The sequence below is a fragment of the Erythrobacter sp. genome (assembly GCF_024305245.1).
Lineage (GTDB): Bacteria > Pseudomonadota > Alphaproteobacteria > Sphingomonadales > Sphingomonadaceae > Erythrobacter.
The window spans coordinates 125,525-143,338 of the sequence record NZ_JAMWYX010000003.1 but is presented as its reverse complement, the minus strand read 5'-3'; the positions used below and the strand labels follow the sequence as shown (position 1 = coordinate 143,338).

The window sequence follows — 17,814 nt, the reverse complement described above, 5'->3', positions numbered from 1 at the left end:
CGTCCGGCCCGGATTGTTCGGCCTAACCGGCCGGCGGCCGGTTGGCCTTGCGAACCCTGCGGGTTCGTTCGGTCTGCGTGCTCGCGCAACAGTGTCCGCGCCTACATCCCCCCGATCACAACCGGCAGGCTCATCGCCAGCATCCCGCCGCCGATGATCGCCGCCGACATGAACAGGCCCAGCCACGGCACCCAGCCGACCTGTTCGAGCCGGGACACGTCGCGCCGCTTCATCCGCCGCCGCTCCATCACCCCGGCAAACGCCGCGAACGCCCAGAACAGCCCGCCGGTTAAGGCGAGCTGCGCGGCGTCGCTCAGAAGCGCAAAGCGGGCGAGAAATTCCATGGCGCGCTGATGTAGGGCGTGGCCGCGCTTGCGCAATCCCCGGCGCTGGGCCAAGCGGCTGGTGATGGATGGCTCGATCGCTCGCCCCCGCCCGCTGCTTGCGCTCGGCGTCCGCCTGGCCACCGCGCTTGCGCTTGCGACTATGGCGATGCTGGTCAAGCTGGCGGGAGAACGCGGCGCGCATCTGATCGAGCTGATTTTCTGGCGGCAACTGCTCACTGTGGCACTGCTGGGGACGGGCCTCGCGGTCGCGGGCCGGCTTTCGCTGCTGCGCACGCGCAGGCTTGGCGCCCACGGACGGCGCGCGGCGACCGGCCTTGTCGGTATGCTGTTCACCTATGGCGCGGTGCTGCTGCTGCCGCTGGCGGAAGCGACCACATTGAGCTTCACCGCGCCGATCTTTGCGGTGCTGATCGCGATGGTGTTGTTCGGCGAGAAAATCGGCCGCTATCGCTGGTCAGCCGTGGTGATCGGCTTTGCCGGCGTGCTGGTGGTGATGCAGCCCGGCAGCGCGGCAGTAGAAGGCGTGACGTTGACCGGCGTGGTGGTCGGCCTGATCGCGCCCGCCGTGGTGGCGTTCATCAGCTTCCAGATCCAGGATCTCAACACCACCGAAAATCCGTGGAGCATCGTTTTCTGGTTCACCGCGCTCAGCACGCCCGTCGCCGCGTTGGCGCTGCCTTTCGTGATAGCGGCACATGATCCGGTGACGTGGGGGATCATCCTGCTGATGGCGCTGACCGGAGCCGCCGCGCAGATGCTGCTCACCACCTCGCTGCGGTTCGGATCGGCGGCGGTGATCCTGCTGATGGATTATACCGCGCTGCTATGGGCCAGTTTCTACGGCTATTACGTATTTGATCGCGCCGCACCGGCAAGCCTGTGGCTGGGTGCGCCACTGATTATCGGCGCAGGCGTGCTGATCGCCTGGCGCGAACGGCAACTCGCCCGCGCCCGGGCGCATCCCGCCGCATAAAATGGAACACGCGGGGGCCGCATCCTGTTTCATCGTCATGCACGCAAGAAGGAGCATGACATGATTCGTACCACCCTTACCGCACTCGTCGCCGGCACTCTCGCCCTTACCGCAGCAGCCTGCAACACGGTTGAAGGCGCTGGCGAAGACCTGCAATCGGCATCCAACACGGTCGAAGAAGAAATCTGACCTGCACGCGAGGATGGCGCTTCACGTGATTGCGAGGAATATTTATGCAAGTCCGTGCGTTGATCGTAAGACGATTGACCGAAAGGACCAGACAATGATTCGCAATGTGCTTGTAGCCGCCGTCCTCGCTGCCCTGTCGCTGACCGCGACCGCCTGCAACACGGTCGATGGCCTTGGTGACGATATCAAGTCGGTCGGCAAGGCGGGCAAGCGCGCGATCGACTGATTTTATCTGTAAATCAGCATGATATTATTGGCCGGCAGTGCATGACGTGCGCTGCGGGCCATGCCGTGTTCGGCGGCAAGGCGATCCAGCGCGTCCGCTTCGCGTAGCCCCCAACGTGCATCGCGTGCTTTCAGGCTTGCGTCGAATTCGCGGTTCGAAGCTGCGGTTTCGATGCCCTGCTCGATAAACGGGCCGTAGAGAATCAAAGCGCCCGCGCTGTCGCGCAAAACCTGCGCCGCACCCCGGAACAGGCCGATAGTCGCTTCCCACGGGCTGATATGCACCATGTTGATGCACAATATTGCGTCAGCGTTGGTGACCGGCCAGCTTTCCGGTGCCGCTGCATCGAGCAGCAGCGGCGCAGCAAGATTGCCGCCCGCGTAGTCCTCGCGATACGCCGCGATCGAAGCCAGCGCCTCGGGCGAAGGATCGGTCGGTTGCCATTGCAGCGCCGGAAAACGGGTCGCGAAGAACACCGCATGTTCCCCCGTACCTGCGGCAATTTCAAGCACGGTACCGCTCGCGGGCAGTTCGCGTTCCAGCACAGCGGCAATCGGCTCGCGGTTGCGCAGGGTGGCGGGGGCGTGCTGCTTGTCGCTCACGAAACCTGCCGCTCCTGCCCTTCCCAGAACGGCGCGCGCAGTTCGCGGCGCAGGATCTTGCCGCTGGCGTTGCGCGGCATCATCGGGATGACATCGACGGTTTTGGGCGCCTTGAACGCGGCGATGCGTTCGCGCGCCCAGGCGATCACGTCGGCCTCGTCGATCTCGTGGCCGGGTTTGGCGACGACGCAGGCCTTGACCTCCTCGCCCCACGTGGCGCTCGGTATGCCGATCACCGCGACCTCGGCGATGGCGGGATGGCCGTAGATCGCGCTCTCCACTTCCGCCGGGTAGACGTTCTCGCCGCCGGAGATGATCATGTCCTTGATGCGGTCCTGAATGTATACGTAGCCGTCTTCGTCCATGATCCCGGCATCGCCGGTGTGCAGCCAGCCATCGGGATCGATCGTGCTGGCGGTCGCCTCTGGCAGCTTCCAGTATCCGGCGGTGTTGGACGGCGAATGAATGCACACCTCGCCGATATCACCGCGCGGCACTTCAACATTGTCCGGCCCGCGCACTTCGATCCGCACGCCCGGCAGCGCCTTGCCCGCAGAGCGCATCCGTTGATTGCCTTCGAGCGAGTGATCCTCGGGCGGAAGCATCGAGATCGTGCCGGTCGTCTCGGTCATCCCGTAGACCTGCAGGAACTGCGTGTTCGGCATGGTGGCCACCGCCTGCTTGAGCAATTCGAGCGGCATCGGCGCAGCGCCGTACATGAAATAGCGCAGATTGGAGAAATCGGTCGAACCCGCGCGCGGGTGCTGGATCATGAATTGCAGCGCGGCAGGGACTAGGAACATATGCGTCGTCCCCGCAACCACGGCGTCGATCACCCCGTCGGGGGTAAATTCGGGCTCGAACGCCACGCGAATACCGCTCTCCAGCCCCATCATGACTGATCCGGTGCCGCCAATATGCGCGATCGGCATCACCACCAGCATGCAATCGCCCGCGCGGTAATCGGTGTAATAGGTCAGGCCCGCACGAATGCCTTCGACCCGCAGTTGGCACAGATTGCGGTTGGACAGGGTTGCGCCCTTCGGATTGCCGGTCGTGCCGCTGGTATAGAGCTGCAGGATCGCATCGTCCGGGCCTGCCGGCGTGTATCGGGCAGGCTCCAGCCCGGCCAGTTCGGCCAGCATCGCATCGGCGGACATCAGATCGGGCGCTGCGTCCATGCTCGCCATCGCGGTGCGCGCCATATCCATGAAATCATCCGTAGCAACCAGCAGCTTTGCGCCGGTATCGCCGAGGATATAGGCGATCTCGCGCGGGGCCAGCCGCCAGCCCACCGGGGCCATCACCGCGCCGTACCGCATGCAGGCGCACAGCATCAGCCCATAGACCGGGCTGTTCTTGCCCAGAAACGCCACCCGGTCCCCCGGCGCAATGCCACGCGACTGGAACAGGGCGATGATCTTGCGCGTCAGCACCTCGGTTTCGCCGTAGGTGTAGCTGAGGCCCACACCTTCCATCGCCAGCGCATCGGGCTGGGTCGCAGCCCAGTGGATCAGGATCTCCTCGAGGGTGATCAACTCGTGCTGCGCAATTTCGCCCATGACCTTGCTCTCTCCCAAAAGCTGTTGGGGCAGAGGTTAAGCGATGTTGAGCGATGCGGTCCAGCAGCGAATCAGCGAAAGCGGCCCTGTTTGCGCGCAGCAGGCTCGCGCACGCCCAGCCAGATCAGCAGGCCCAGCGGCCCGGCCATGAAGGTCGCCAGCAGGATCGGGGCCTGGATGAGCCGCGAAACATTCTTCGCATCGCCGTCGCGCGCGATCCACAGGCCGACGAACAGATCGAAGGCGAGGTAATGCGTCCACCCGATGGTAACGCCCGCGCGCGTAGCGAAGATCGCCTGAACGCCCTCGATACTGGTGAAATCCGCGCCGCCGCCCTCTGGGTTGGGGATCAGCCCGCTCACCACGCCGATCATCGTCGCGGCATAGATCAGGCACAGCAGGCCGACGCCTCCGTACATCACGCCCGAAAGCAGCGCCGGCCAGCGCGGCAGCAGGATCAGCACCGTCCATGCGATCAGCGCGAGCAGATTGACCATTCCGAACAGTGCATCCCAGTCGATCATTCCGCCGCCTCCATGTCGTGCACCTGCCGCCACTGCCTCGCAGCGCGGCGCATCGCTTCGTTGTCGTGGGTAAAGCGCCCGCCCGCACGGCGAAGCGCCAGGCTGAGCGCCGCTTCGGCCACCAGCCCGGCTTCGATCGAACGGAACCGTTGCCACGATCCCGACAACAGCGGATCGACCAGCGGTGCCGCAATCAGCGCTGCGCGCTCGGCAAAACGCAGATCGTCGACCCGCTCGCCCCTGAGCAAGCCGGGGTGAAAAATATCCAATCGCTTGAACCCGACCTTCGATAACGCCGCTTCGGTTTCGCCCTTCACCCGCATGTAGAGGCTTTTGGCGCGCGGATCAGCTCCGGCGGCGCTGACCAGCACCATGTTGGGGACGCCCGCACGGTGGGCCGCCTGCGCCGTTGCCAGCACCAGATCGTGATCGACGCTGCGAAACGCGGCTTCATCGCGTCCTGCCTTCTTCCACGTCGTGCCCAGCGCACAGATCAGCGCACGCGGGCGCACCGCTTCGAACACCTCGCCCCACTTGTCCGGTTCGGCGACGAACATTTCCATCCGCGCGCCTGCCGGCAGCGGGGCTTCGCGCCGGGCCACGCCCACAATCCTCACGTCGTCGCTGGCGCTGGCGCGCTCGATCACCGCGCGGCCGATCAGCCCCGTCGCGCCGACCAGCGCGATACGTGCCGGGCCGCGCGTTTCAGACATTGATCAGCCCGGCGGGTCGTTCGCCATAGATCGCGCTGCAGGCCTGCATGGCAAAGCGATCGCTCATCCCGGCGATGAAATCAGCGATCATCCGGCTGCGCTGGGGTTCCTGCCGTGGTAGCCGCGCTTGCCAATCTTCGGGCATCAGGCGCGCATCCTGCGAATAGGCGGCGAACAGGCGGGCAACAACATCGCGCGCGCGTTCGGCAGCGGCGACCTGTTCGGGATGATAATACAGCCGTTCGTACATGAAAGCCTTCAGCCGCCGCTCCTGCTCGGCCATTGTCGGAGAAAAGCCTGCAAGCTGCCGCCCTGCCTCGCGCACGTCGGTGACCGAGCGCAGCCCCTTCACCTGCGCCGCCGTGTGTTCGAGCACGTCGTTCACCATCAGGCCGATCTGATCGCGCACCATCTCGCGCAGCAAACGCTCACGCGGCGCATCGGGAAAGCGCTTTTCGACCGTCCGCCACTGGTCTGCGAGGAAATCGAGCGTCAGGAGATCGTCGAGCTCGAGAAACCCGGCCCGCAGCCCGTCGTCGATGTCGTGATTGTCATAGGCGATATCGTCCGCCACCGCCGCCACCTGCGCTTCGAGCGAGGGCCAGGTGCCCAGCATCAGCGGGAAAGCCGCGTCGAGTTCGGCCAGCGCCCAGTTGGGGGCAATCACCGGGCCATTATGCTTGGCCAGCCCTTCAAGCAGATCCCACGTCAGGTTCAGCCCGTCATGCGCGGGATAGGGGCATTCGATCCGCATCACCGTGCGCAGCGCCTGCGCATTGTGGCAAAACCCGCCATGCCGCTCCATCGATTGCGACAGCGCCGCCTCGCCCGCGTGGCCGAAGGGCGGGTGGCCCAGATCGTGTGCCAGACACAGCGCCTCGGTCAGATCCTCGTCCAGCCCCAGCGCGCGGGCGATCACCCGCCCGATCTGCGCGACCTCAAGGCTGTGGGTAAGACGGGTGCGATAGTGATCGCCATCGGGCGCGATGAACACCTGCGTCTTGGACTTCAGGCGCCGAAAGCTCATCGAATGGATGATCCGGTCGCGATCGCGTTGAAAGGCGCTGCGCGGGCCGCGGCGCTCGCCAGCGGTCTTGCCGCCCCACTCGCGTGGCCCGTGGGCCTCGGGGTCGGCAGCGTAGGGGGAGCGATTGGTCACGGCTGCAGCGATTAGGTCAGCCGGAGCATCGGCTCAACGGGAACAGATGCAAAACATCGTTCAAATGCTCAGGAAACTGCCGATCCTCGCCTGAAGCGGGGGAATTATGGGGCCACTCACCGGTGATTGGGGGGGAAGGAGAGCGGCCCCATGGGCCTGTCGGTGCGACCCGAAGGCCCGGAACCAGCACGCCGTAAGTTGTGCCAAATTCCGCGGCGGCACATAGGCAGCGTTGTTTACGGTTGCATCCCTTGCAATAGGCCGCTGCGCCAGAACGTTTCAGTTTAGAGACGAAGCGGTGACTAATGCACCCCTTCCTGATCGAGAATCCAGTTGGCCGCCGCTTCGCAGTGAATTCTGGTGCTGTCGAATACCGGAAGGACGTTGGCGTCGACATCGACCACCAGATCGAGTTCGGTGCAGGCCAGCACGATTGCCTCGGCCCCTTCCTGCGCCTTGTTGGTGATGATCGTCTTGAGCGTCCGCTGCGCCTCGCGCGTCACTTTGCCGACCATCAACTCGTCGTAAATGATCTTGTCGAGCATCGCGACAAATTCCATGTTGGGCGGAAGCAGGTCGATGCCGTGCGCGACCAAACGCTTGCGATAGAAGCTTTCGGTCATCACGTTGCGCGTGCCGATCAACGCGGCGTTGGTGTGTCCGGCGCGCTTCATCGTCATGCCGACATATTCGGCAATGTGCAGGATCGGGATGTTCACGCTCGCCGCGACATCATCGTACAACCGGTGCATCGAATTGGCACCGATGATCAGCGCTTCTGCCCCGGCCCCTTCGAGCCGCCGCGCGCTGTCGATCAACACGCTTGCCGCGCGCTGCCAGTCGCGTTCCTCGACCAGCGCATAGAGCTGGCAGAAATCGAGGCTTTCGATCAGCAGTGGTGCACTGGCCATCGGCGCGGCGCGTTTCTGGACGATGCGGTTGATCCGGTCGTAATACATGGCCGTCGACACCCAGCTCATGCCGCCGATGATCCCCAATTTGCGCAAACGCCGTTCCTTCGATTGTGTGTGCCGATTCCTTGTGCACTTGCGAACGGATGTAGCGAGGAAGCTGCCCCCGCGTCCATAGGCCAAACAGCGCGCTGCGGACTATTCGGTGGGCGCTGCTTCTGTGGTCAGCGCGTCGAGCCACGGCGCAAGATCGCCCAGCGTTTGCTCGACCGCTTCTTCCTGCGGCAGGTGGCCGATGTTCGGGTACACCACCAGGGTGCTGGCGGGCATGACCTTATCGAGCCAGCGCCCGGCCTCGACCGGGATCAGCCGATCTTCATCGCCCCACAGGATCAGCGTCGGCACGGTGACACCTGCAATCTCGGCTTCGGTCAACGGATCATAGGCTTGCGAGAAGCGCTTCAACGTCGCGCGGCGGTTGCCCGGATAGCGCAGCAGTTCCCAATAGCGATCCACCGCCGCCTCGCTGGCAACAGATTTGACTGAAACGCTTTGTTCGAGGCTCTGCGCGATAAGACTGCGCGGCGTGATCTGTTCGACCAGCAGATTGATCCCCGGCGTCTGCGCAATTGCGAAGCCGATATTGCCGCTGGAACTGTCGTCCTCCTTCTCGTCCAGATTCAGCATCGGCCCGCCGCTGGCATCGACCAGCACCAGCCCTGCCACCCGCTGCGGATGGGCAACCGCAAAGGCCAGCGCGTGTTTGCCGCCCATCGAATTGCCGCCGAGGATGAAGCGATCCAGCCCGAGCGCGTCGGCAACTTCCGCAATATCGGCGACGTAATTGGCGCGGCTGTAATCATGCGCCGGATCGGGGCCGGTCAACCCGTGTCCGACCTGATCGAAGCGGATCACCCGGTAATCGTCCTTCAGCGCCGCCACCCACGGCTCCCACGTGTGCAGATCGGCGTTGGAGCCATGCAGCAGGATGATCGCGGGCGCGTCACGCGGCCCTTCGTCGCGCAGGTGGACAGTCACGCCGCCGCCGATATCGACGAATTGCGAAGGCTGCCCCCCATATTTGGCGCGCATTTCAGCCGCGTTGGTATCCGGCGTGCGGAAGACCAGAAAGGCGATCACGAGGATGCCGAGAAGCGCGAGCAATCCGCGCCAGACCCATTTCATTGCTGTTTCATCTCCAGAATCCAGCGGCGCACAACGGCCCCGCCTTCGTGGTCGACGCTGGCCTTGCCCAGTTCGGGCATGGCGACGCCGGGTTCGGCGCTGTTCATGCGGTAAAGCAGGATCGAGGCGTCGGGCTGGCCGGGCAGAATCGAGAAATCATGCCCGCCCGCCCCGCGTCCGGCGGCGACTGGGCGCTTCATGATGCCGAGCGCGTGCGCATCATCCTGCTCCCACCGCAAGTCGAGGCCGCTGTTCGAAGCGCCCCCGCCCGGCTGGTGACAATGGGCGCAGTTCACATCGAGATAGGCGCGGGCAAGCGGCGCTGCGGGGCCGGTCGCGTGGGCGCGCCAGTCGGGCAGCAGGTCGCCGCCCGCAGGCACGTGATCGAGCAATCCCCCTGCCGACGCCTGCCCCAGCCATTCAGCGGACAGATTGCGCGCCTTGGGGCCGATGGGGATCACCTGCCCGTCCTTGCCGTGACAGGACTTGCACTGGTTCTTGTTGGGAATGGCGTAGGAGATCGCCTCACCGGCGGGCGTCACCAGATCGACCCGCCCGCCTGCCAGCGCGAGGCTAGCCTCGGTCTGCTCGGCATTCCAGCGATAGGGCAGCGCCAGCCAGCCATCCGCGCGGTGCAGCAGCACGCGGGTTTCGATCAACCGGCGCGCCTCGCCCTCTCCGAAGGCAAAGGTCTTGATGATCGCCGCGCCGACGGGGAATTGCAGCAGGCCCTCTCCGTCGGCGGTCAGCTGCGTGCCTTCGGGCAGGTAGATGAAGCGCAGCTTGTCCGCTCCGTCCGACCACAGCGGGGTGTTGAGCGTGTAAGGCGTAACGCCTGGCGCCGGCACCTGCCGCGCAGCATCGGCGAAGATGCCGAACTCTGACAGCGCGCTGGGAAAGCCCGCTCCCGTCACCGCCGCGTCGGACACTTGCGGCGCGTCGAGGTGGGCGTGGGCAACCGCCCCGCCCAACGCGAGCAGGCTTGCCGCGAGCAGGCCAGCGCCCAGCCTCACTTCAGCCGCGCCTCCAGTTCCGCAGGCGCGCCGACTTCGGGGAAGGCCGCTTTCTCAGTCGGGGTCAGCATCAGCGGGCCCGGCTGTGCCTCGGCAACGCTCTGACCGACTTGCGACAGATTGAGCGACCAGCCCGTCACCCCCGGCGCGATCTTCAGCGCATTGCCCGGGGTTTCGGACAACCCGTCCCACAGCACCGGCGGCAGCGCTCCGCCAAAGGCCGCGAGCAGTTGCTCCTTGCCGTCAAGCTGCGGATCATCTCCGCCGCGTCCGAAGGCGTTGGTGCCGATCATCACGTTTCGCGCATGGGGATTGTAGCGCGGATCCTCGAAGGGCTGGGTATAGGCGATCACCATGACATGGGCGGTGGCGTTGCCATCGAACCTGTTGTTTTCGATCAGCACGCCGTCATTTGCCATCACCAGCACGCCGGTGCCGCGCCGGACGCTGGCGACAATATTGCCGGGCGGCGCGAAGTTGGGGGTGTCGTTGTCGAGCACGATATTGTTGCGCAGTATCACGTTGCCGCCGTTCATTACCGGCAGACCGGGCAGGTCGAACACCAGTAGACCGCCCGTGTTCCGGGTGGCGATGTTACCTTCGACCAACGCATTGCGGCTGTTCTCGATCTCGATCCCGGCGACGTTGAATTTGACCACGTTGCCCTGCACCGAGATGTCGCGGCTCTGGCCAACATAGATGCCAGCATCCGAGGCCCCCGAAACGATCGAGTTGCGCACCAGCACCCCGGTGCTTTCCACCGGATAGATGCCATAGGCGCCGTTGGTTTCCTTGGGTCCGCCGGTCCATTCGACCCGGATGCCCGCATAGATGATGTTGTCGGCGCCCTTGGACTTGATCCCGTCGCCCTTGGCGTTTTCGACCGCGAAGTCGCGCAAGGTAACGTTGTCGCTGGTAACCAGCAGCCCTTCGCCCGCGCCCTGTTGATCGGTGAAATCCAGCACGGTCTCTGCCATCCCCGCCCCGCGCACCGTCACCCCGTCGACATCGAGGCTGAGGCCATCAGTGAGGGTGAAGCGACCCGCGCCAAGCTCGATCACGTCGCCGGGGGCGGCAAGGATCAGCGCCTCCTGCAAGCGGGTGGCCGCGCCCTCGCCCGGTTCGACCCGGTGGGTTTCGGCGGCGAGCGGTGCTGCTGTCGCAAGCAACACGGCGGCAAGTGCCAATCGGTTCATAATTGTCTCCCTCTCCGCCGCGCACTCTGGCGCAAGGCGGGCGGGAAAAGCAAGCGGCGCGTCAGCCGATCGCGCCCTAGCCTACCCCCAGCGCGCAGAGCCCCGCACTGGTGGTGAGCACGGCAACCGCCTCGCCATCGCCGACGCGGTCGAGCCGCTTGACGAGTTCGCCGAGGCTGTAACCGCCTGCAGGCTCATCCGCCAGCGCGGCCATGCCCTGCTGCAGGTTCCACAATTGCGCCGGCGAAAGCCGCTCGACCATGCGCCCGGCCATGCACTCGGCGCGGGCCTCGCCGATACCGGCCTCGACCAGCGCGCTCTTTACGCGCCATTCGAGCACCGGATTGGCAAGCCCGGCATAGACCGCAGCACCCACCAGCAGGCCAAGCAGCACGATCCCGATCAGCAGCTTTCTCATGCAGACGCCTTTATCCGGGCGCCCTGCATCAGTCGAGCGACTTGACGATTTCCTCGACCATCTTCTTGGCGTCGGCCAGCAGCATCACTGTCTGGTTCATGTAGAACACGTCGTTGTCGACTCCGGCATAGCCGACGCCGCCCATCGAACGTTTGATGAAGAACACCTGCTTGGCCTTGTCGACATCGAACACCGGCATCCCGTAGATCGGCGAGGATTTGTCGGTCTTCGCCGCAGGGTTCACCACATCGTTCGCGCCGATGATGAAGGCGACATCGGCCTGCGCGAAATCGGAGTTGATGTCTTCGAGTTCGAACACTTCATCGTAAGGCACGCTGGCTTCGGCGAGCAGCACGTTCATGTGCCCTGGCATCCGGCCCGCAACGGGGTGGATGGCGTATTTCACGTCCACGCCCTTTTCCTTCAGCTTGTCGCCCATCTCTCGCAGCGCGTGCTGGGCCTGCGCCACCGCCATGCCGTAGCCGGGGATGATGATGACCGATTCCGCCTGTTCGAGCATGTAGGCCGCATCTTCCGCGCTGCCCTGCTTGTAGGGCCGCTGTTCGCGCGCGCCGCCTGCCCCTGCCGCTTCGGGTGCTGCGCCGAATCCGCCCGCGATCACCGAAATGAAGCTGCGGTTCATCGCGCGGCACATGATGTAGCTGAGGATCGCGCCGGAGCTTCCGACCAGCGCGCCGGTGATGATCATCGCGCTGTTGCCGAGCGTGAAGCCCATCGCCGCCGCTGCCCAGCCCGAATAGCTGTTCAGCATCGACACCACGACCGGCATATCCGCCCCGCCGATCGGGATGATCAGCAGGAAACCGATGATGAAGGCCAGCAGTGCGATGGCCAGGATCATCCAGCCCTCACCCGCGCCACCATCGGGCGAGACGGTGTAGAGCCCGATCAATGCAATGATCGCCACCAGCGTGCCGAGATTGATGACATGCCGCCCCGGCAGCATGATCGGCGAACCGCCCATCCGGCCCGAAAGCTTGAGAAACGCGATAATCGAGCCGGAGAACGTGATCGCCCCGATCGCAATGCCGAGGCCGAGTTCCACGCGGCTGACCGCGAGGATCTGGTCAAGGCTATCTGTAATCCCGAACGCCGCCGGGTTGAGCCATGCGGCAAAGCCCACCACGACCGCCGCCAGACCGACGAGGCTGTGGAAGCCCGCGACCAGTTCCGGCATCGCCGTCATGGCAATACGCCGCGCCACGGTGACACCGATGATCGCGCCAAGGAAAATGGCGATGGCGATTTCGATTATGTTGGCGATCTCGTGGGTGACCAGCGTCGTGATCACCGCCACCGCCATGCCGATCATGCCATTGCGGTTGCCCGCCTGACTGGTCGCCGGGCTGGAGAGGCCGCGCAGCGCGAGGATGAAGAACACGCCCGATGCAAGATAGGCCAGCATTGCCCATGCGGGCACTGCGCCTTCGCCGGAAGCTCCGGCGGCAAGGATGGAGAAGCTCATCTCTTACTTCCCCTTTTTCTTGTACATCGCGAGCATGCGCTGCGTCACGGCGAACCCGCCGAAGATATTGATGCTGGCAAGCACCACCCCGAACAGGCCGAGATATTTTGCTACCGGACTCTGCGCCTCGGCCGCCGCGATCAGCGCGCCGACGATGATCACCGACGAAATCGCATTGGTCACCGCCATCAGCGGGGTGTGCAGCGCCGGGGTCACCGACCAGACCACGTAATAGCCCACAAAGCAGGCCAGCACGAAGATGCTGAGAATTGAGATGAAATCCATGATTTAAGCCCCCAGAAGCCGTTCGTTCACGACTTTCCCGCCCTGCGTCAGGCGGATCGCGCCCCCGATTTCCTCGTCCAGCATCGGCTTGCCAGCCTCCTTGTCCCAGAAGGCGCTGAGGAAGTTGTAGTGGTTGCGTGCGAACAGCGCCGATGCGTCGGCGGGCAGGTGCGCAGGCGTGTTCGAAAAGCCGATGATGTTGACGCCGTGTTTCACCACGACCTGATCCGGCACAGAACCTTCGACGTTGCCGCCCTGCGCCACGGCGAGATCGAAGATCACGCTGCCCGGCTTCATCGTCGCGATCTGCGCATCGGTGATCAGCCGCGGGGCTGCGCGGCCCGGAATCAGCGCGGTGGTGATGACGATGTCCTGCTTGGCGATGTGGCTGGACACCAGTTCGGCCTGCGCCTTCTGGTATTCCTCGCTCATTTCGGTGGCATAGCCGCCCGAACCTTCGCCTTCGATCCCCGCGACATTTTCCACGAAGATCGGCTTCGCACCCAGCGACTGGATCTGTTCCTTGGTGGCCGAGCGCACGTCGGTCGCGGAAACCTGCGCGCCCAACCGGCGGGCAGTCGCAATCGCTTGAAGGCCCGCAACGCCCACACCCATGATGAAGGCGCGCGCAGCCTGCACTGTGCCAGCCGCCGTCATCATCATCGGAAAGGCGCGGCCATAGACATCCGCGGCTGCCAGCACCGCCTTGTATCCGGCAAGGTTCGACTGCGAGGACAGCACATCCATCGATTGCGCGCGGGTGATGCGCGGCATGAATTCCATGCTCAACGCCTCGAAACCGGCGGCGGCATAGGCATCCACCACCGCGCGGTTCGTAAACGGATCGAACAAAGCCGCCACCCAGGCACCGGGCTTCGCGCCCTTCAACAGCGCCACATCGGGCGCCTGAATGCCCAGCACGATATCGGCATCCTTCACCGTCGCCGCCGCATTGCCAAGCGTTACGCCCGCTTCGGCATAGGCATCGTCGGTGATCGAAGCGATCACCCCTGCCCCTGCCTCCACCGCGACCGTCAGGCCTAGGGCTGCGAATTTCTTGGCCGTTTCCGGCGTGGCGGCAACGCGCGTCTCCCCCGACGCGCGCTCCTTCAGGATTGCGATTTTCACCCCCGCCGCGCCTTAATCGGCGATCAGCATGACGACGATCGCAACGATCACCGCAATCACCGGCACAGCCCACTTGAGCGTGCTCATGAAGCCACCATAGGTCGCCTCGGCCTTTTTCATGTCGTGAGAGGTCATTTCGTCTCTTCCCCTTGGGTTCCTGAACACCGCAGGCGCCGATTGGTTGCAGCAAAACCGGCCGCGGCGGATTTTCTGCCTGCTCCCGTATCGGAGCAAGGCGCTGCGCTCAAGTCACCATTAACAACAGGCAGCATGCCGCACACTGCCGCGGTCCGGCAAGCCCGCACAACAGCCTTAATCCCGTCTTTACCCACGCGTCCTATGGAAAGGCTTGTGTCAGTCCGGAACATATTGGTTCGGCCCCAGGAAAAGCGAGCGACATGTCTGATGGCGGATATTGATTGCCACCCCGAGGCACAAAGCGACGCGCGAATCGTGATGCTGATCGATGATGAGCCTGCCCAGTCGCGGCTGATCACTGCGATCGCAGCGCGCCACGGATGGCGCACGATCGTCGCGCCCGATGCCGAAACCGCGATTGCCATGCTCGGCACGCGCGAAGGAATGCAGCTTTCCGCCATTCTGCTCGATCAGTGGGTGCCGGGCGATGACGCCTGCACGCTGATTGCCGAACTGAAATCCCGCCGCCCAGCCTTGCCGATCCTGATGCTTACCACCAGTGCATCGCCGCTGCTTGCGGTCGAAGCGATGCGCGCAGGGGCCAGCGATTATCTGGTGAAGCCGGTATCGCCCGACCGGTTGATGGAAGCCCTGCGCAGCGTCACCACCCGCGAATCCCCGCGCGACGAGCTCGCCCCGCTGACCGAGAAGATGTCGGCCAGCCTCGATTTCGATGCGATGATCGGCACCGCCCCGCAATTCCGCACCGCCTTGGCGCAGGCCGCCAAGGCCGCGCGCGGTCAGGGCCATGTGTTGATCGAAGGCGAAACCGGCACCGGCAAGGAAATGCTGATGCGCGCAATGCACGGGGCCAGCCCGCGCACCAAGGAAGCGCTGCGGATCATCAATCTTGCCAGCGTGCCCGTTGGTTCGATCGAATCGGTGCTGTTCGGACACGAGCCCGGCAGCTTCCCCGGTGCCTTCGACCGCCAGATCGGCGCGTTCCAGCATTGCGACGGCGGCACCCTGATCCTCGACGATATCGACCGGCTGACCCCGGCGCTGCAACAGCGGCTGGCCGAAGCACTGAGCAGCGGCATCATCCGCCCTGTGGGCGCGAGCTATGGCTTTCGTGTCGACGTGCGGCTGCTGGTGACGAGTAATGCCGGGCTCGACCGGCTGGTGCAAAGCGGCCATTTCGACGCCGCCCTTGCCGAGCGGCTGGGGGCGACCCGCATCCACCTGCCGCCCTTGCGCGAACGCACCGGCGATATCCCTGCGCTGACCCGCCATTTCCTCGCCCGGATCGGCGAACAACCGGGCCTTCTGCATCTTTCGGTATCCGACAGCGCGCTGGCGCTGCTGGCTGCCTATGATTGGCCGGGCAATGTCCGCCAGTTGCAATCGGTCCTGTTCCGCGCTGCGGTCTATTGCGAAGGCAACACGCTGACAGCCGACAGCTTCCCGCAATTGTCCGAGATGCTGGGCGAGCAGGGCAGCGTCACCATCGCCAGCGCGCATGAAGGCGTGGGCATCATGCTCTACACCGAAGACGGCAACCTGCGCCCGCTGGAAGATATCGAAGCCGACGTGATCCGCCTCGCCATCGGGCATTATCGCGGGCGCATGACCGAAGTCGCGCGGCGGCTCGGCATCGGGCGCTCGACATTGTATCGCAAGCTTTCCGATCTGGGCATCGACAACGCGGCTTGATCGGCGAGCCTTGCGGGCCTAGCCCGATGGCATGACAATTATTCAGGACTTTGCCGGGCGCAGCGCGCTCGTGACCGGGGCAGCATCGGGGATCGGCGCGGCCTGCGCGCGGGCGCTGGCGGCGCGCGGTGCGGCGCGGCTGTATCTGGTCGATGTCGATGGCGCAGGGCTGGATGCGCTCGACCTATCGGAACATTCCGGATGCGCGGTGCAGCGCATCACCGGCAGCGTCGCGGACGAGGCGTTGTGGCAATCGCTCGAACCGCAGATGAGCGGCCTCGATCATGCGGTGGTCAATGCCGGGATCGGTTCAGGCGGAGCGATTGCGGAGATTTCCTTGGCCGAGTGGCGCCGCGTCATGGCGGTCAACCTAGACGGCGCGTTCCTGACGCTGGCCGCGTCACTGCGGGCGATGGCTGGAAAGGGCGGCAGCGCAGTGGTCGTCGCGTCCGTCACCGGGATTAAGCCGGTCGCGGGCATTGGCCCCTATGGCGTATCCAAGGCAGCGGTCGCCCACATGGCGCGGATCGCGGCCATGGAAAGCGCGCGCAAGGGCATCCGCGTCAACGCCATTGCACCGGGCGGAGTGGATACCGCGATCTGGGAAAGCGGCGAGGACTTCGCAGCTTCGGTCGCAGCAATCGGCCGCGAGGCGACGATCAAGGCCATGGCCAAGACCACGCCGCTCGGCCGTTTTGCCACGTCAGAGGAAATGGCCGACAGCATCCTTTACCTGCTGAGCGATGCGGCTTCCAACATTACCGGGCACGTGATGGTGTCCGACGGCGGATTTACCCTTTGAACTTAAGGCGTTTTTAAACGCAAATCCAACATGGCCGAAAATGTTTCACGTGAAACATTTCGAGAACATTGCTCTGCAGACATCCCCGCGGACGCGCCCGGCGGTAAGCCTTGGCTTTACAGCGGCGGCAATTGCGAAAAGTCGGTCAGGCTTGCGTCCTTCAGCCCGCGCCACACGTTGCGCGCCTGCACCGTTTCGGCGACGTCATGGGCGCGCAGCAGATGGATGCCTGCCTCCATTCCCTTCACCGCCAGAGCGATCGAACCGGCGAGCCGCTGCCCGGCGGCTTCCTCGGTAGACAGCGCACCTATCATCCGCTTGCGGCTGGCGCCCAGCAGGATCGGGCTGCCCAGCGAATGGAACAGCGGCAGGGCGTTGATCAGCGCGAGATTCTCGCCCAGCGACTTGCCGAAGCCGACGCCGGGATCGCAGATGATCCGCGCTTCTGCCACCCCCGCCGCAATCGCGCGGTCGCGGGCAAGTTTGAGGAAGTCGAACACCTCGCTCACCACGTCGGCATATTTGGCACCTGCGTGAAGATCCTCGCCCGCGCCGGGGGCATGCATCAGCACCACCGGGCACGCGGCCTCGGCCACCACTTCGATACTGCGCGGGTCATAGCGCAGCGCCGACACGTCGTTTGCCATATGCGCGCCCGCTGCCAATGCGGCGGCCAACACGCCTGCGCGGCGGGTATCGACGCTGATCGCGCCGCCCATTGCGGCGCAATATTCCACGGCCGGAACCACGCGGCGGATTTCCTCGTCCTCGAACGTCGCCGCAGCGCCGGGCCGCGTGCTTTCGCCGCCGATGTCGATGATCGACGCGCCCGCCTCCAGCATCGCCGCAGCATGATCGCGCCCGGCCTGCAGATCCTCATGCTGCCCGCCGTCAGAGAAACTGTCGGGCGTGACGTTGAGGATTCCCATCACCTGCGGCTGATCCAGCCGGATGGTACGGGTGCCCAGTTGCAGCGGCACGTGGGTTTTCCTGATGTTGGCCCACTGCCGCTCGGCTTCGCGCGCGGCTGTGTCGGGCAGGCGGGCAATGGCCTCGGGCATTCCGGCGGCGGTGGTCACGATGCGGGTCGCCGCGCCGGTTTCGTCGCGCAGCACCAGCGCGAATTCGCGGGCATAGACCATGCTGCCGCCCAGCCGCACGGCATCGCCCTCAACCGCCTGCGGGCCGGAAACGAGCGTGATCGGGTGGAGATAGACGTTGCCGGTCATGGCTTTGGCTGCACG

At 64.8% G+C, this 17,814-nt stretch carries 21 protein-coding genes; 5 read left to right on the top strand and 16 right to left on the bottom strand.

The window, feature by feature from the left end; translation table 11 throughout:
• Nucleotides 1–101: 101 nt before the first annotated feature.
• Entirely contained in the window at nucleotides 102–344 is a 243-nt protein-coding gene (locus Q0L48_RS05445) for a hypothetical protein (RefSeq protein ID WP_296718195.1), read from the bottom strand.
• Between the two features lie 28 nt (nucleotides 345–372).
• On the opposite strand from Q0L48_RS05445, the gene Q0L48_RS05440 reads away from it, so the two are divergent.
• The 3 genes from Q0L48_RS05440 to Q0L48_RS05430 all read left to right on the top strand — a co-directional run bounded on the left by Q0L48_RS05440 (nucleotide 373) and on the right by Q0L48_RS05430 (nucleotide 1,735).
• Entirely contained in the window at nucleotides 373–1,320 is a 948-nt protein-coding gene (locus Q0L48_RS05440) for a DMT family transporter (protein WP_296718192.1), read from the top strand.
• Between the two features lie 60 nt (nucleotides 1,321–1,380).
• Entirely contained in the window at nucleotides 1,381–1,509 is a 129-nt protein-coding gene (locus Q0L48_RS05435) for a hypothetical protein (RefSeq protein ID WP_296718191.1), read from the top strand.
• A 94-nt stretch (nucleotides 1,510–1,603) separates the two neighbouring features.
• Nucleotides 1,604–1,735, top strand: a complete 132-nt coding sequence (locus Q0L48_RS05430) for an Entericidin EcnA/B family protein (protein ID WP_296718189.1) — start codon at nucleotides 1,604–1,606, stop codon at nucleotides 1,733–1,735.
• 2 nt (nucleotides 1,736–1,737) lie between these two features.
• On the opposite strand, the gene Q0L48_RS05425 is transcribed toward Q0L48_RS05430, so the two are convergent.
• From Q0L48_RS05425 to Q0L48_RS05360, 14 genes are all read right to left on the bottom strand, one after another.
• Entirely contained in the window at nucleotides 1,738–2,337 is a 600-nt protein-coding gene (locus Q0L48_RS05425; RefSeq protein WP_296718186.1) for a DUF938 domain-containing protein, read from the bottom strand.
• A complete protein-coding gene (locus tag Q0L48_RS05420) occupies nucleotides 2,334–3,899 on the bottom strand; it encodes a long-chain-fatty-acid--CoA ligase (RefSeq protein ID WP_296718185.1) in 1,566 nt (521 codons plus the stop codon). The genes Q0L48_RS05425 and Q0L48_RS05420 overlap by 4 nt, the downstream gene beginning before the upstream one ends.
• 71 nt (nucleotides 3,900–3,970) lie before the next feature.
• Complete coding sequence (locus Q0L48_RS05415; protein WP_367274007.1) at nucleotides 3,971–4,423, bottom strand: ABA4-like family protein; 453 nt, start codon at nucleotides 4,421–4,423, stop codon at nucleotides 3,971–3,973.
• A complete protein-coding gene (locus Q0L48_RS05410) occupies nucleotides 4,420–5,136 on the bottom strand; it encodes an NAD(P)H-binding protein (protein ID WP_296718182.1) in 717 nt (238 codons plus the stop codon). Before Q0L48_RS05410 ends, Q0L48_RS05415 begins: the two co-directional genes overlap by 4 nt.
• Nucleotides 5,129–6,295, bottom strand: a complete 1,167-nt coding sequence (locus tag Q0L48_RS05405) for a deoxyguanosinetriphosphate triphosphohydrolase (RefSeq protein ID WP_296718180.1) — start codon at nucleotides 6,293–6,295, stop codon at nucleotides 5,129–5,131. The genes Q0L48_RS05410 and Q0L48_RS05405 overlap by 8 nt, the downstream gene beginning before the upstream one ends.
• Before the next feature lie 302 nt (nucleotides 6,296–6,597).
• Nucleotides 6,598–7,302, bottom strand: coding sequence for an aspartate/glutamate racemase family protein (locus Q0L48_RS05400; RefSeq protein WP_296718178.1), 705 nt, complete (start codon nucleotides 7,300–7,302; stop codon nucleotides 6,598–6,600).
• Between the two features lie 102 nt (nucleotides 7,303–7,404).
• A complete protein-coding gene (locus Q0L48_RS05395) occupies nucleotides 7,405–8,391 on the bottom strand; it encodes an alpha/beta hydrolase (protein WP_296718176.1) in 987 nt (328 codons plus the stop codon).
• Entirely contained in the window at nucleotides 8,388–9,404 is a 1,017-nt protein-coding gene (locus Q0L48_RS05390) for an SO2930 family diheme c-type cytochrome (RefSeq protein WP_296718174.1), read from the bottom strand. The genes Q0L48_RS05395 and Q0L48_RS05390 overlap by 4 nt, the downstream gene beginning before the upstream one ends.
• Nucleotides 9,401–10,600 (bottom strand): parallel beta-helix domain-containing protein, encoded by a 1,200-nt coding sequence (locus Q0L48_RS05385; protein ID WP_296718172.1) that lies wholly within the window; start codon nucleotides 10,598–10,600, stop codon nucleotides 9,401–9,403. The genes Q0L48_RS05390 and Q0L48_RS05385 overlap by 4 nt, the downstream gene beginning before the upstream one ends.
• 76 nt (nucleotides 10,601–10,676) lie before the next feature.
• Entirely contained in the window at nucleotides 10,677–11,018 is a 342-nt protein-coding gene (locus Q0L48_RS05380) for a hypothetical protein (protein ID WP_296718171.1), read from the bottom strand.
• 28 nt (nucleotides 11,019–11,046) lie between these two features.
• Nucleotides 11,047–12,444, bottom strand: a complete 1,398-nt coding sequence (locus Q0L48_RS05375; RefSeq protein ID WP_296718772.1) for an NAD(P)(+) transhydrogenase (Re/Si-specific) subunit beta — start codon at nucleotides 12,442–12,444, stop codon at nucleotides 11,047–11,049.
• 63 nt (nucleotides 12,445–12,507) lie between these two features.
• Nucleotides 12,508–12,789: an NAD(P) transhydrogenase subunit alpha gene (locus tag Q0L48_RS05370; RefSeq protein WP_296718168.1), complete on the bottom strand. Its 282-nt coding sequence runs from the start codon at nucleotides 12,787–12,789 to the stop codon at nucleotides 12,508–12,510.
• A 3-nt stretch (nucleotides 12,790–12,792) separates the two neighbouring features.
• Nucleotides 12,793–13,917: an NAD(P) transhydrogenase subunit alpha gene (locus Q0L48_RS05365; RefSeq protein ID WP_296718166.1), complete on the bottom strand. Its 1,125-nt coding sequence runs from the start codon at nucleotides 13,915–13,917 to the stop codon at nucleotides 12,793–12,795.
• Nucleotides 13,918–13,929: 12 nt separating this feature from the next.
• On the bottom strand, nucleotides 13,930–14,052 hold the full coding sequence (locus Q0L48_RS05360) for an aa3-type cytochrome c oxidase subunit IV (RefSeq protein ID WP_296718165.1): 123 nt from the start codon (nucleotides 14,050–14,052) through the stop codon (nucleotides 13,930–13,932).
• Nucleotides 14,053–14,322: 270 nt separating this feature from the next.
• On the opposite strand from Q0L48_RS05360, the gene Q0L48_RS05355 reads away from it, so the two are divergent.
• On the top strand, nucleotides 14,323–15,768 hold the full coding sequence (locus Q0L48_RS05355) for a sigma-54 dependent transcriptional regulator (RefSeq protein WP_296718162.1): 1,446 nt from the start codon (nucleotides 14,323–14,325) through the stop codon (nucleotides 15,766–15,768).
• Between the two features lie 31 nt (nucleotides 15,769–15,799).
• A complete protein-coding gene (locus Q0L48_RS05350; protein WP_296718159.1) occupies nucleotides 15,800–16,570 on the top strand; it encodes an SDR family oxidoreductase in 771 nt (256 codons plus the stop codon).
• A gap of 116 nt (nucleotides 16,571–16,686) precedes the next feature.
• Here Q0L48_RS05350 and folP read toward each other — a convergent pair whose 3' ends face one another.
• The gene (folP, locus tag Q0L48_RS05345) at nucleotides 16,687–17,799 is read right to left on the bottom strand and encodes a dihydropteroate synthase (RefSeq protein WP_296718156.1); all 1,113 of its coding nucleotides are present in this window, start codon (nucleotides 17,797–17,799) and stop codon (nucleotides 16,687–16,689) included.
• Nucleotides 17,800–17,814 lie beyond the last annotated feature (15 nt).

Bases quoted from the DNA above. Each gene is read 5' to 3' on its own strand.
- Q0L48_RS05410 (WP_296718182.1), bottom strand. From the start codon at position 5,136: ATGTCTGAAACGCGCGGCCCGGCACGTATCGCGCTGGTCGGCGCGACG.
- Q0L48_RS05375 (WP_296718772.1), bottom strand. From the start codon at position 12,444: ATGCTGGCCTATCTTGCATCGGGCGTGTTCTTCATCCTCGCGCTGCGC.
- Q0L48_RS05355 (WP_296718162.1), top strand. From the start codon at position 14,323: ATGGCGGATATTGATTGCCACCCCGAGGCACAAAGCGACGCGCGAATC.
- Q0L48_RS05430 (WP_296718189.1), top strand. From the start codon at position 1,604: ATGATTCGCAATGTGCTTGTAGCCGCCGTCCTCGCTGCCCTGTCGCTG.
- Q0L48_RS05380 (WP_296718171.1), bottom strand. From the start codon at position 11,018: ATGAGAAAGCTGCTGATCGGGATCGTGCTGCTTGGCCTGCTGGTGGGT.
- Q0L48_RS05435 (WP_296718191.1), top strand. From the start codon at position 1,381: ATGATTCGTACCACCCTTACCGCACTCGTCGCCGGCACTCTCGCCCTT.
- Q0L48_RS05395 (WP_296718176.1), bottom strand. From the start codon at position 8,391: ATGAAATGGGTCTGGCGCGGATTGCTCGCGCTTCTCGGCATCCTCGTG.
- Q0L48_RS05385 (WP_296718172.1), bottom strand. From the start codon at position 10,600: ATGAACCGATTGGCACTTGCCGCCGTGTTGCTTGCGACAGCAGCACCG.
- Q0L48_RS05415 (WP_367274007.1), bottom strand. From the start codon at position 4,423: ATGATCGACTGGGATGCACTGTTCGGAATGGTCAATCTGCTCGCGCTG.
- Q0L48_RS05445 (WP_296718195.1), bottom strand. From the start codon at position 344: ATGGAATTTCTCGCCCGCTTTGCGCTTCTGAGCGACGCCGCGCAGCTC.
- Q0L48_RS05420 (WP_296718185.1), bottom strand. From the start codon at position 3,899: ATGGGCGAAATTGCGCAGCACGAGTTGATCACCCTCGAGGAGATCCTG.
- folP (WP_296718156.1), bottom strand. From the start codon at position 17,799: ATGACCGGCAACGTCTATCTCCACCCGATCACGCTCGTTTCCGGCCCG.
- Q0L48_RS05350 (WP_296718159.1), top strand. From the start codon at position 15,800: ATGACAATTATTCAGGACTTTGCCGGGCGCAGCGCGCTCGTGACCGGG.
- Q0L48_RS05370 (WP_296718168.1), bottom strand. From the start codon at position 12,789: ATGGATTTCATCTCAATTCTCAGCATCTTCGTGCTGGCCTGCTTTGTG.
- Q0L48_RS05360 (WP_296718165.1), bottom strand. From the start codon at position 14,052: ATGACCTCTCACGACATGAAAAAGGCCGAGGCGACCTATGGTGGCTTC.